Source organism: Paenibacillus sp. S25 (assembly GCF_019454085.1).
GTDB classification, from domain to species: Bacteria; Bacillota; Bacilli; order Paenibacillales; family Paenibacillaceae; genus Paenibacillus; species Paenibacillus polymyxa_B.
Map to the genome: position 1 here is coordinate 349,186 of NZ_CP073683.1, position 13,360 is coordinate 362,545.

General features: G+C 44.9%; 12 protein-coding genes. 5 read left to right on the top strand and 7 right to left on the bottom strand.

Annotated elements, in window-relative coordinates; translation table 11 throughout:
* Positions 1 to 20: 20 nt before the first annotated feature.
* A complete protein-coding gene (locus KAI37_RS01505; RefSeq protein ID WP_081366786.1) occupies positions 21 to 1,439 on the top strand; it encodes a sucrose-specific PTS transporter subunit IIBC in 1,419 nt (472 codons plus the stop codon).
* 217 nt (positions 1,440 to 1,656) lie between these two features.
* On the opposite strand, the gene KAI37_RS01510 is transcribed toward KAI37_RS01505, so the two are convergent.
* Positions 1,657 to 2,445 (bottom strand): helix-turn-helix domain-containing protein, encoded by a 789-nt coding sequence (locus KAI37_RS01510; protein ID WP_071639162.1) that lies wholly within the window; start codon positions 2,443 to 2,445, stop codon positions 1,657 to 1,659.
* A 179-nt stretch (positions 2,446 to 2,624) separates the two neighbouring features.
* Between KAI37_RS01510 and pyk the strand changes: the two genes are divergently transcribed.
* Positions 2,625 to 4,040: a pyruvate kinase gene (gene pyk / locus KAI37_RS01515; protein ID WP_071639164.1), complete on the top strand. Its 1,416-nt coding sequence runs from the start codon at positions 2,625 to 2,627 to the stop codon at positions 4,038 to 4,040.
* An 81-nt stretch (positions 4,041 to 4,121) separates the two neighbouring features.
* Here the strand turns inward: pyk and KAI37_RS01520 are convergent, their stop codons facing one another.
* The 6 genes from KAI37_RS01520 to KAI37_RS01545 form a co-directional block, all read right to left on the bottom strand.
* Positions 4,122 to 4,520, bottom strand: a complete 399-nt coding sequence (locus KAI37_RS01520) for a hypothetical protein (RefSeq protein ID WP_071639166.1) — start codon at positions 4,518 to 4,520, stop codon at positions 4,122 to 4,124.
* 241 nt (positions 4,521 to 4,761) lie between these two features.
* On the bottom strand, positions 4,762 to 5,883 hold the full coding sequence (locus KAI37_RS01525; protein WP_220030595.1) for a GerAB/ArcD/ProY family transporter: 1,122 nt from the start codon (positions 5,881 to 5,883) through the stop codon (positions 4,762 to 4,764).
* A gap of 16 nt (positions 5,884 to 5,899) precedes the next feature.
* Positions 5,900 to 6,151, bottom strand: a complete 252-nt coding sequence (locus KAI37_RS01530) for a hypothetical protein (RefSeq protein ID WP_081366787.1) — start codon at positions 6,149 to 6,151, stop codon at positions 5,900 to 5,902.
* A gap of 33 nt (positions 6,152 to 6,184) precedes the next feature.
* Positions 6,185 to 7,390, bottom strand: a complete 1,206-nt coding sequence (locus KAI37_RS01535) for a Ger(x)C family spore germination protein (protein WP_220030596.1) — start codon at positions 7,388 to 7,390, stop codon at positions 6,185 to 6,187.
* 36 nt (positions 7,391 to 7,426) lie between these two features.
* Entirely contained in the window at positions 7,427 to 9,022 is a 1,596-nt protein-coding gene (locus KAI37_RS01540) for a spore germination protein (protein ID WP_220030597.1), read from the bottom strand.
* 154 nt (positions 9,023 to 9,176) lie between these two features.
* Entirely contained in the window at positions 9,177 to 9,521 is a 345-nt protein-coding gene (locus KAI37_RS01545; protein WP_076293853.1) for a DUF805 domain-containing protein, read from the bottom strand.
* Between the two features lie 430 nt (positions 9,522 to 9,951).
* Between KAI37_RS01545 and abnB the strand changes: the two genes are divergently transcribed.
* The 3 genes from abnB to KAI37_RS01560 all read left to right on the top strand — a co-directional run bounded on the left by abnB (position 9,952) and on the right by KAI37_RS01560 (position 13,320).
* Positions 9,952 to 12,387, top strand: coding sequence for an arabinan endo-1,5-alpha-L-arabinosidase AbnB (gene abnB / locus KAI37_RS01550; protein WP_220030598.1), 2,436 nt, complete (start codon positions 9,952 to 9,954; stop codon positions 12,385 to 12,387).
* A 385-nt stretch (positions 12,388 to 12,772) separates the two neighbouring features.
* A complete protein-coding gene (locus tag KAI37_RS01555) occupies positions 12,773 to 12,973 on the top strand; it encodes a cold-shock protein (RefSeq protein WP_007428290.1) in 201 nt (66 codons plus the stop codon).
* A gap of 131 nt (positions 12,974 to 13,104) precedes the next feature.
* On the top strand, positions 13,105 to 13,320 hold the full coding sequence (locus tag KAI37_RS01560) for a cold-shock protein (protein ID WP_013308357.1): 216 nt from the start codon (positions 13,105 to 13,107) through the stop codon (positions 13,318 to 13,320).
* Positions 13,321 to 13,360 lie beyond the last annotated feature (40 nt).

Consider the following 13,360-nt stretch of genomic DNA (forward strand, 5'->3'; position numbering starts at 1 on the left):
TGAACGAGAGGATGAACATCATGGCGGAAAACAGAGAAATAGCTAAAGAAGTGATCCAGGCAATCGGTGGGCAAGAAAATATTGCATCTTTTGCTCATTGTGCGACACGCTTGCGGATTATGGTGCATGACAAGGAGAAGATTGATCAGAAAAAAGTTGAGGAGATCGACAAGGTCAAGGGTGCTTTTTTCAATTCCGGGCAATATCAGATTATTTTTGGTACGGGTACGGTAAATCGAATTTTTGAAGAGGTCGAAAAGCTTGGCGTAACCGGTTCATCTAAAGAAGAGGTGAAGAGTCAGGCGAAAAAGGAAGGGAACGTTTTCCAGCGCTCCATTCGTACCTTTGGTGATGTGTTTGTACCGATTATTCCCGTGCTGGTTGCTACGGGACTGTTCATGGGGCTACGTGGCTTGCTCACTCAGCCACAAATTCTCGCTCTACTCGGCATGACGCCACAGGACATTTCACCCAATTTTCTATTATACACACAAGTATTAACGGATACGGCCTTTGCTTTTCTACCAGCGTTAGTCGCTTGGTCAGCCTTTAGAGTATTTGGTGGTAGTCCAGTGCTGGGTATCGTTCTCGGTCTGATGCTGGTAAACCCGGCCTTGCCCAACGCTTATAGTGTTGCGGACGGCTCAGCTCACCCGTTGACGATGTTCGGATTCATTCCTGTGGTGGGCTATCAAGGCTCGGTATTGCCAGCTTTCTTCGTGGGCTTGATCGGAGCCAAGCTGGAGCGGGCGCTGCGCAAACGGGTGCCTGAAGCGTTAGATCTGATTCTTACACCATTTTTAACACTGTTGATCATGATCACTTTGGGGTTGTTTGCCATCGGTCCGATTTTCCATTCACTCGAAGAATGGGTGCTGCACGGAACAACGTTTGTGCTGGATTTGCCTTTCGGTATTGCAGGGATTGTCATCGGCTTTTTGCATCAGATTATCGTCGTTACAGGTGTGCATCATATATTTAATTTCTTGGAGATTCAACTGCTTGAAAAGAACGGCGCAAACGCCTTTAATGCCATCATTACCTGCGCTATGGCTGCTCAAGGTGCTGCCTGTCTGGCGGTTGGACTGAAAACGAAGAATAGCAAGCTGAAAGCGTTAGCACTTCCTTCCTCGTTGTCTGCCTTTCTGGGGATTACGGAGCCGGCTATTTTCGGGGTCAACCTGAGATACATGAAGCCTTTTGTCATGGGCCTTATCGGTGGGGCGGTTGGTGGTTTTATCGCTTCGGTCTTCCATTTGGCGGCTACAGGTATGGCAGTTACGGTCATTCCGGGCACGTTGCTCTACATGAATCATCAGCTTCCGCTTTACATTTTGGCGAACTTGGCTGCTATGGTTGTAGCGTTTGTCCTGACCTGGATGTTTGGCTATAACGATAAAATGTTGGAAGAGGTCAAAACAGCGGGTTCTTCTAATTAACGCCACCCAGGTGGTACGAATACACGCAGCTTCATGCACGTAAGCATAAATATGGTGGTCGTCTACATGGAACGCTCTTGGTCCCTAATGAAAAAGGGCTACTGGAGCAGGATTTCAGGTGGAACGACCATTTTTATTAACTAAGGATTTTGCAAAAATCTTGAACTATGAAATCCGCTTCGTATCATCATCTTCCCATAATCCTATTTCTGTAGTTCTAAACGATTGAGGAACGTTCATCCAGAAATTCGGACGGTGAGCAGCCTGTCAACCGTTTGAAGATTCGATGAAAATAGGAAACATCACTATATCCCACATACTCCGAAATTTCACGGATCGTTAGCCGGGACTCGGTCAGCATGTAAATGGCGGTTTTAATACGTTGTGTATGTACATGCTCGCTGATCGTTTGGCGTGTTACCTCACGCAGCAGCGTCGCGGCATAATTGGGGGTTTTACGAATGGCGTCGCCAAGCTCCTCCTTGGTTACCTTTTCACGGTAGTGGTTCTGGATATACTGTTTCATATGTTCCACATGTCGCTCTCGATCGCAAGAAATGGTGCCTTTGTCCCATTCCTGATTCATATATATCATTGCCTCGGTCAGCAGACAGTCAGCCATCATGGTGTAGTAGCTTGGGTGTTCAGTCCATTGATAGTACATCGATTTGATCCGTTCATGCAGCATATCGTAGCATCCAGGTTTGATCAACAACGGCTTGTCAGTATTCAATATGGGAAGTGTGCTGTTTGTACATGTTTTGCGGCAATGTATCACATACTTGGTATGAAAAAGCGTAGGAATGCTCTTGCCATAGTAATCCAGATGACTGGGTAAAAGCAGCGTTTCACCCTTACCGAGAATGAATTTGCAATCGTTCACCCAATATACACATTTGCCAAAGGTGACCAAAATGAACAGTAAGTCATCGTTGTCGCTATTTGCGCGAGCCTTTTCATACCAGTCCACACCGTTGTCCTGCCGAATATCCACCAATGTAATCACGAAACTCACTCCCCGATGTCTTCAACACTCATTATACTGTAGTACATTCATCATACTATAGTTCATAGTCTTGGTGCACGGGTACAGGTAGAATAGAGCTATATAAGTTTAATGTAGATAGAGAAGCAAAGTGGAATAGAAAACCATACAGTAAAGACATTCAGGAGGATGACATTACTATGCTTAAAACGAAAATTATTTGTACTATGGGACCTGCCTGTGACTCCATTCAGTTGTTAAAAGAAATGATCCAGGCTGGTATGACGGTAGCCCGTTTGAATATGGCTCACGGTGAACTGGAAGATCACGTTAAACGTATCGAAAATGTGCGTCAGGCTGCGAAGGAAATGAATACCTTTATCCCTGTCATGATGGATATTAAAGGACCGGAAATACGGATTGGCAAGCTGAGAGAGGCATCTTGTCTGCTGAAACCAGGTAGCCAGCTCATTCTGACCACAGAAGAGATTCTAGGGGACGAGCATCGTATTTCAGTGAATTACCCGGATATGCCGAAGGACATCAAACCAGGCGACCGCATTCTCATTGACGACGGTTTGGTGGATCTGACTGTAACCTCCATCGAAGGTACGGAAATGATTTGTAATATTGTAAGCGGCGGTATTTTGAAGCCGAGAAAAGGTGTGAACCTGCCAGGGATTCATACGACCCTTCCAGGCGTGACGGAGCGAGATGTGAAGCACATCCAATTTGGGGTGGAGCAGCGTGTTGAGCTTATTGCGGCTTCTTTTGTGCGTAAAGGCGACGATATCCGTGAAATCCGTGAGATTTTGAAGGGACATCATGCTGAGCATGTACAAATTTATTCCAAAATTGAAAATGCTGAAGGTATGGAAAACCTGGATGATATTATCGAAGCTTCCGATGGCATTATGGTAGCCCGTGGCGATCTGGGCGTCGAGGTGCCGATTCAAGATGTGCCTGTGATGCAAAAAGAAATGATCGACAAGTGTAATCTGGTCGGCAAGCCCGTTATCGTAGCTACCCACATGCTGGAATCCATGCAGGTGAACCCGCGTCCGACGAGAGCCGAAGTTAGTGACGTGTTTAATGCCGTTATGCAAGGAGCCGATGTTGTTATGCTGTCGGGCGAATCTGCTGCAGGTAAATATCCTGTCGAGTCTGTACGGACCATGGCTGCGGTAGCTGCCAGTGCAGAATCACAATTGGATTATCAGGAGCAGTTCGATAAGCGCAGAGCACGTCAAAGCACCAACATTACCGAAGTGATTAGTCAAGGTGCGGTAAGTTCGTCTCTGGAGCTGGATGCCAAAGCGATTATTACCTCGACTGCCAGTGGATTCACGGCACGTATGGTATCCAAATATCGTCCGAAGGCACCTATTATTGCGGTTACTCCGAATAATACGGTATTCGCTAAAATTTGCCTGTTATCCGGTGTATTCCCGATCAAAGGGGATAAAGTAGCTACAACGGATGAAATGTTTGAATCCTCCATCCGTAACGCCCTGAATGCAGGATATATCCATAAAGGGGATACTGTAGTTCTGTCGGCAGGTGTTCCTGTCGCTGAGGCGGGCACCACTAACTTGATCCGAGTATATCAAGTGTAATTTACAATAAAATATAGACAAGCCAAAAGGCGCTGGCCCCCATGGGTTCAGCGCCTTTTTCACATTCTGTCGTGTTATTGCTTACAGCCCGAACACACTTTTAGCAACGACCTGTGTCAATTCTGCCTTATGGGCTTGGTATTGCTCAGGCGTAATGCTCTTATTGGCCAGTCGTTGATCCAACTGCTTCGTTAACTGAGCTACCTGTAAATCAACAACAGCCTGTGCGTCCTGTTTATTGGATTGTGCAATATCTGCCAAGGTTTGACCGTTATATAACGCATCATACAATTGCTCATCCGAGGATGCGCCCAGTGTTTTCAAAAGTTCATCATCCTTGGAAGCTTCATTATCCTGTACCTGAGGGGCTCTCTCTGGAGCCAGTGTAGCAGCATTAGCCCGACTTCCCCAAGTAGAAGACTGCCCAATAGATAACGCCAGCAACAGTGTACAGATGACCAACATTCGTTTTCGATTCATAAGTGTAAATCTCCTTTGTGTTTCATTCAATTTCTGACAGGGTGGAGCCTTATATGGATATCCAACGGGAGTAATGTTTATGCCTTTAGCCGATCCGGCTTATGTAGTTACCAGATTCTAATATACATCATACACACCCAATCTTAGCGCCAGCTTAATACTCGTTTAAAATAAACTAAAAGAGGAGGATGTAAACAGGTAAAGCCAAAAAAAATTCACGGATGCGAATAATGGATGTGATTTACCCTTTGGATTCTGCCCTTTTCTTTGACCACATTGTTCGTATCCCATGAATACAGAGCAATAGTAAGGGGAAAAACAACCCGATGGATAGTGAGTAAGGAACCCACGTCTTTGTATCATAGGTTTGTTGGTAAGGGACATTGGGATACACGATAATGGACAGGATGACTACAACCATTCCGAGAGGAAGCACCAATTGTCGGTCTTCTTTCAAACGGAAGATTTGGGCTATTGCTGTCACCGTCGTGTGAATATACAGCGTAATTCTAAAAAAGAGTGAAATAAACCACATAGTAGCCATGATAGCCTCGATGCGCTGTAAAAAATTTCCGATGCTAATTTTTTTGGCTAACGCATAGCTAGGATACAGATTTCTTGCTGTTAAGTCAGGACCTAATACCAAAATCGCCAATGTAACCACCACGACCAACATCAATCCGCCAATCAGGCTACCTAGGAAAAAGGCTTTACGGGTTTGATCGGAACGATTTATAGAATCCGGGAAGATCATGAGAAAAATAATATGAGGTATAAACACAGTGCTACAAAAGGACAGGGCAGCAGGCCAAATAGGTCCAACTCCCGCCTCCAATACAGGTTGAACATTTTCCAGCTTAATATCGGACACCACTAAACCTACAAAAGAAATATAAAGCAGAGTAAATAACGGAAACAGCAGTTCGGCTGAACGGGCCAGCACTTCGAGACCCAGCCGAGCAGCCAATACTACAATAAGTGCAAAGAGAATATTTACCGCTAGAATCGGTGTTTCCGGTATCATTTGAGTAGTCATAAAATTCCCTATATAAAATAAAACGGGTGCAGGGGCATTGATGAATAGTATAATGAAAAACAAAAGACCGGCGGCTTTGCCTAACCATTTTCCGAGCAGGGTTTCCATAATCCCAATCAGCGTCATCTCTGGATACAGAGCTGCAATCTTGCTGTACATATACAAGATAAGGAGCCCTGCCCCGACTCCAACGAGCGCGGCAATCCACGCATCTTGTTTGGCTACCGATGCCATGCCTGAAGGGACGATGAGGATCGCACTCCCGATCGTAAATAAAGCTGTTAAAATCATAATTTGGCGTGCTGAAATTTTAATCTGTCCGGGCACCAATGTTCACCTCGTCTTATCTGATTAGACCGATATGGGTCAGGAAATCGCTAAATGGTCTATATACGGCTGTTATCCAATCCAGGGGAGTGGGAATTTGCCAGTGTAATGCCTTGGCACAGCTAATTCCAACCGCAACAAATAGAAGGATGGAAAATAACCAAAGTTCTTTTTTAAATCCCTTTTTCCACATGTAGGGGATCTCGACCAAGCTGATTGCAGCAGCGATCAGTAATATGCCCAAAACGTTCACCATATGAGACAGCATCTTGGAAAACACCTTCTTTGTAGGGTAAGGGATTTACTCCTTAATATCATTCAAAAATGAGCTGCCAATCGTACCCAAGCGCCGAATCTTGAAATCCACCTTGATATGTACAGGTAATTCTGTAAAGTATTCATAATCCCAATTTTTTTTAATGGATTTCCAGGTCCTCGGGTCAGCACGGTGAATGGCTTCACCGAATCCGAAGATATCAGCTTTGTATGATTTTTGGGCTTTTCTGACAGCCATTTTCATAAACTCTTCTATTTTTTCTTCCTCTTTGTTTTCAAGGTCATAAATCGTCTCCACCTGGGTCAAATCCAGGCCGGTACATTCAACTTCCCCCAGGTTGGCCTCAACCTGCATTTTTATATTGATCTGGGGCTCCCCCCTATAAACGCTCCCTTTTATAGAGGTTTGGGTTCTAATGATTTCCGAGACGACTTTGCCGCCCCCAGGGCAAGCCACAAAGCCGACAGAACTCTGCACTTTGCCGAGGATGAAGTTGTAGCCTCTACTTTCAGTTTCATTTAACCAACCGATTAATCGGTCTTTTCTGAATACAGCAAGTCCCGAATACTGTAATCGGGCGGGCGGGGCGATTTTTTGCACATTCCCGCTTGTTTCTCCCATTTCTTTATCGCCAACGATTCGGAGTCCTGTCAAGACAGGCTGCATTCCTTCACTGGTGAGTGCTGATACCAATTCATCCAAAGTTACTGTCGTACTGGGTGACCAGTTTTTTTGTGATGTTTCCAGAGAGGAGAAAAGGTCATTTGCGGGAATCGGATCTAAAGGTGTCATAATTTTCAACGTATCCTCCGCACTAGTGCCCTTGGACACTACAATATAAAAATCGGTTCGGAACTGATGATATCTGGAGAGTAAATCTAAGGATTTCGCCATTCCTTCGGTGGCCATCGATTCACCGATTACACATATACGCAGATGAGAAAAATACATTCTCCGGGGGCTAATCGTTGTTATTTTTCGGATCGCTTCAAATATGGTATCCGCTTCTTCTGTATACAAGGTGGCTGGAGCACCACCGCCCGATCCTTTTTTGGCTGATGCTTTTCCAGGGTCCACCACTTGGAGAGAGACCCGGAATTGATCTCCTTGTTTATCAATCCCCATACCAACGGCGATGGCAAGCTCATTCAACTCCCTGCGATTCCAACAGCCCGTCAGAAGTAAAACGAGTGCAAGAATCAGGAACAGAATCGCTTTCTTCCGCTTCATGATTATCCACTCCTTTCCGACTGTTTCTCTTTTCTTTTATTCCCTTGATTTGCGAGGTGGAGCGCTGTTTCGACGTTTGACATTCTTCTGATCGACTAACCGGGGACGTGAAATCATCATCCAGTGAGGAAACCGAAATATGGTATCTTTGGTGTCCGACGGTATTAGAGGTGCAAAAGGAGTCATATAGGGAACGCCGAACGAACGAAGGCTGCACATATGCAGGACCAGGGCAATGCCTCCAACGATAATCCCGAACAGCCCAAAGGAAGCGGCAAGTCCCATCAAGGGGAACCGCAGCATACGAAAAGCGATGGACATATTATAGGCAGGAAGTACAAAGCTGGAAATTGCAGTAATCGATACGACAATAACCATCGCAGCAGATATGATGCCCGCCTCGACGGCAGCTTGTCCGATGACGAGTGTGCCCACGATAGAGACGGCTGCCCCGATGTATTTTGGCATACGAACGCCAGCTTCCCGCAATATTTCAAAAGTCAGTTCCATCATGAGTGCTTCAATAAAGGCAGGGAAGGGAACAGCCTCCCGCTGTGCCGCTAGACCGATCAACAGTGAGGTCGGCAGCATTTCCTGATGAAACGTAGTGATGGCAACATATAAGGACGGACCGAGCAGGGAGATAAAAACTCCGGTGTAACGAAGAACCCGGATGAAGCTGCTAATGTCTGCACGCTGATAATAATCCTCCGCGGCATGCAGGAAGGAAACAAACAGCGCAGGCACGACAAGCACAAACGGGGTTCCATCCACCAGGATCGCGATTTTTCCTTCCAACAGCTCGGCAGCGATCACGTCTGGGCGTTCAGAGTTGTATACTGTCGGAAAAGGCGTAAAAGTTTCGTCTTGGATTAATTCCTCGATATACCCGCTTTCGAGAATGCCGTCCACATCAATGCGATTCAATCGCTCATGCACTTCCTCGACCAATTTAGGGTTTGCAATCCCCTTGATATACATGACAGCGACTTCGGTCTGGGTTACACGACCGATTTGTTTGGTTTCCAGCCACAAATTCGGATCTTTAATCTTACGCCGAATCAATGCCGTATTCGTGCGCAGTGTCTCAGAAAATCCTTCTCGCGGCCCACGGACGACATTTTCCGAGGCAGGCTCGGTGACACCGCGATCCTTCCATCCACGTGCACTGGCAACTAATCCCTGTGTCTCACCGTCAATCAAAATGACAGCATCCCCGGAAAACAGCGCGTTATATAAGGTTTCAAAGTCTATAATCTCCCGGATGCCCCCGATGGTTAGGGCATGATCTTTCAATACTTGCATGACACTAGAGGAGTTCTGGAGCCTGCACTCTACGTCTCTGGACAAGTTACTATCCAGCATCATCGATTCCATAATGAAGTCGGAGACTATATTTTTGTCCGCCAAACCGTCCGTATAGAGGATTGCAATGAGCTGGTCACCATCCTTGCCGATACGAATTTCTCTTATGATGATATCGGTGCTGTTACCAAGTGCTTGTCTGATTTGCTGAAGATTGCTTCCGATATTCGCACTGAGCTGCTCTCCTGAATGCTCAGGCTTACTTTCGCTGTGCTGGACTGGCGGCTTTTTAATTTTGTTAGGGGGGGTTCTTTTCCGAAAACGCATGAACGTTCTCCCTCTCTATTGAGGATACTTTTTAATCCAGTATGGACGCCGGGGTCTCTAGATAAACTTACTGCTGAAATTTTGATGGGGGAGATACAGATATGAAAAAAACCTCCTTCACAAAAGTGAAAGAGGTTTTAGACATCTACAACCATTACAATTTAGGGTTTTTTCCATACTTATTGTCGCCAGGCTGACTGTCTTGGCAGAAGAATACAATCAAAATAATTGACCCTACCAGAGGGATCAGACTGATTAGAATCCACCATCCGCTTCTACCTGTGTCATGCAGTCTACGGGCCATAACGGCCAAGGATGGCAACAGGACAGCAAGAGAATAAATCAAAGTCAATACCGGTGATAAGCCTACAAGACTATCGATCAGGCTGACTACAAAGCTAGCGATTGCACTAAATAGTACAAACATCCAATACTCTGTACGTCTTGCTCTACCTTGAAACCCTACATAGTTTTTTAATGCATTTAAATACCATTGCATATATTTTTCACCTCCTTATAAAATCTAAAAGTTGCTTTACAGTATCCGTAAAGTTGTCCTTGTAGGTATATCGGCAGGAAACATATAGAATTTTACTTGTAAAATTATAACTTTAAACTAGAAATTTACGCAATACATTTATTAATGTTAATAATTCAATGAATAATTCATAAAAATATAAAATTACATATTGAATTTTCCATATCCATTGAATAATATAGAGGTACGGTTAACCGCCAGGTTTGAATCGTCCTTCTTAACAGAAGGTGCTTTTATTTTTCATATTAATTGAAAGCGCTTTAATTCGAAAAAGGAGGGATGAGCAACTTTAAATTAGAGGGTGAAGAAGTTAATACAAACATAATCCTGACCGCTTTCTCAATATTGTTTTATGTTATCAGGGATGTTCAAAACGAGAGGAGATTGATTTATGAAGCAAACATTCGTTCGTAAAGCGGCGGCAGCTTCACTCGCAGGTGCGCTGTTGTTGCCTGCTTCTTTTGTAGGTGCCGAGCAAACACTCAATTCAGATACAAATGGAATTCAAAATGTGGGACAAACTTCCCTTCAAGCTCAAGACCTAGAAAACTTTTCAATTCAAAGTAAAAAGGCTGTCTCTTTCAAGGAGACTTCCGTACATGATCCATCCATACTGAAAGTGAAAGACACATTTTACATTTTTGGCTCACATCTGGCGGCTGCCAAGTCCAAAGACCTCATGAATTGGGATACGATTGCTACAGGAGTGGCGAATGGTAATGCATTGATTCCTAACGTCAAAGAAGAATTAAAGGAAGCGCTGGATTGGGCACAGACGGACACGCTGTGGGCAGCAGATGTCATTCAACTGGCAGATGGCAAGTTCTATATGTATTATAATGCTTGCAAGGGTGACTCACCGCGTTCAGCAATGGGCCTAGCAGTTGCTGATAAAATTGAAGGGCCTTATAAGAATAAAGGCATTTTTCTAAAATCCGGCATGTGGGACCAACCGAGTGAGGATGGGACGATCTATGACGCAACCAAGCATCCAAATGCCGTAGACCCGGACACTTTTTATGATAAGAACGGCAAGTTGTGGATGGTATATGGCTCCTACTCAGGAGGCATCTTCATTATGCAGATGGATGAAAAAACAGGGAAGCCGCTCCCTGGTCAAGGCTACGGGAAAAAGCTGACAGGCGGCAACCATGCTCGTATGGAAGGACCGTACATACAATACAGTCCGCAAACGGACTACTATTACTTGTTCCTGTCTTATGGTGGATTGTCAGCGGATGGTGGATACAACCTGCGGGTGGCTCGGTCCAAAACACCAGATGGTCCTTTCTACGATGCTGAAGGCAATGATATGATCAAGGTCAAGGCGAATCCTGATAAACCACTTTTTGATGACGCTTCCATTGAACCATACGGTGTCAAACTGATAGGTAATTACCTGATTCCCAGAGAGATTGGTGATCCGGGTACTGGACTGGGTGCAGGCTATGTGTCGCCCGGACACAACTCGGCTTATTATGATTTCAAGACGAAAAAGCATTTTGTTATATTCCATTCCCGTTTCCCGGGGAGAGGCGAACAGTTTGAAGTGCGGGTACATGAAATGTTCATGAACGCTGACGGTTGGCCTGTGGTTGCTCCTTATCGTTATTCGGGAGATGAAGATTCACTTAAAAAGCTGTCAGAAAAGGATGTCCTCGGTCAATATTCGTATGTAAATCACGGGAAGGAAATTTCGGCAAATATTAAGCAAGCCGTTAACGTCAGTCTGGATAGCGGCGGCAAGCTGTCTGGTGGAGTGAACGGTACATGGAAGTTGGGGGCAGGCAATCAGCTGGAAATTACAGCAGAGGGCACGAAGTACAAAGGTGTATTCCTGCGGCACCGTGATCCAGACACAGGTGCCAAGACGCTTGCTTTTACCGCGTTGTCCTCCAAGGGTGTTGCGGTATGGGGTTCGCTAAAGCCTGACCTGAAGGCCAGCAAAATTGTAGCTGCTGTGCAAAAGGATCTGAGCCTGGGCGATACGAGCAATGTTCTTTATAATCTGACGCTACCTACTCAAGCAGCACAAGATACCACTATTTCATGGGAATCCACCCACCCGGAGAATATTTCTGTGACAGGTGAAGTATACCGTCCAGAAGCCGGTTCTCAGCCAGTAACAGTTATATTGACAGCGACCATCAAAAAGGACAAAGCCACAGCTAAGAAAAACTTTACAGCCATTGTTCCCGGGCAGGCCCAGGGTCCTCAGCTCGCACGCTATTCGTGGAGTGAAGATCAAGGAACTTCGGTTGTCGACAGCACATACAATCAATTCGATGGTAAGGCCTATGGTGGTGCTGCATGGGATAAAGACGGGAAGCTTGGAGGTGCGCTTGTCCTAAACGGTAAGGATGGTTACGTGCAACTACCAAATACAGTAACAGATGCGAAGGATTTTACCTTTTCTGCTTGGGTGAACTGGAAGGGCGGTGCAGCTTGGCAACGGATTTTTGACTTCGGCAACGGCCAAGCCCGGCATATGTTTCTTACCCCTTCCCAAGGAAACGGTGTGCTCCAGTTTACAATCCATGAGGGTGCGGATCAAAGCTTGCTTTCCAAATCATCATTACCTCTAAACCAGTGGACGCATGTAGCGGTTACACTGGAAGGGAATATAGGAAAGCTGTATGTAAATGGTGAGGAAGTAGCTGTTAATGACGGCATTACCTTTAATCCCAATGAGTTGCTGACGAGCGAGGCTTATCTCGGCAAAAGCCGCTTTGCCGCCGATGCTTACTTCAATGGCAGCCTGGATGAAGTTCAATTGTATAACAAAGCGCTGACAGCAGAGGAAATTAAAGCACTGGCAGAATTGTAATTCAAAATGAGCAAATAAACGCAGGAGATGGGCTTTATTAAGAAGTTCGTCTCCTGCACAATGTTTTGTATATTTATTTCTTGATTGCTGGTATAATAGGAAGCAACTGCGGATATAATGTTTTAAGTAGGCGTTAATGACTCACTGCCGCCGAATGAACACAGCTTTGAAGCAGCAATAGAGAACATAAGCACTCTGCACAAATTAAATTCTCCAGTGCTTGCGTTTTCAATACACTTATGGTAATATGAGTATATTGAAATTGTGACCTGAGATTCACATATTGTAGAGGGTTATTGTTTTAGGTTGAAATAACCTTGTGCAATATGTGAATTTTTATTTGTAAAAAATAAAGGTCATATAAATACATTTTGGAGGTAATTCCATGCAAACAGGTACAGTTAAATGGTTTAACGCAGAAAAAGGTTTCGGTTTCATCGAGGTTGAAGGTGGAAGCGACGTATTCGTACATTTCTCCGCAATCCAAGGCGAAGGTTTCAAATCTTTGGACGAAGGCCAACGCGTAGAATTCAACGTAGTTGAAGGAAACCGTGGACCACAAGCTGAGAACGTTGTAAAACTGTAATTTAAAATTACAGCCTACTTCAGATGCCCCGAACATAGCGTTTGGGGCATTTGTTTTTATCTGTTCACAAGACCGTTTTTGAACTGATTACATCTTATCGCTTTATAAATCATGAAGAAAGAGGGATGTTTATGTACAATTCACGGAAAAAGCCAATGGATGAGATTCCTGAGGAAATTACAACTGTCTGGAATTGCGCCAGCGATACATGTAACGGCTGGATGCGGGATAACTTCGCTTTTTCTGTCGAGCCGACATGCCCCATTTGCGGTTCTGCCATGGTGAAGGGCGAGAAAAAGCTGGCTGTTTTAAATAATACGAGCTTCAATCATACCAAACAATCCTAAACGGATAAATGTTTGTAGTGAAAGATGCCCCATAGCCATT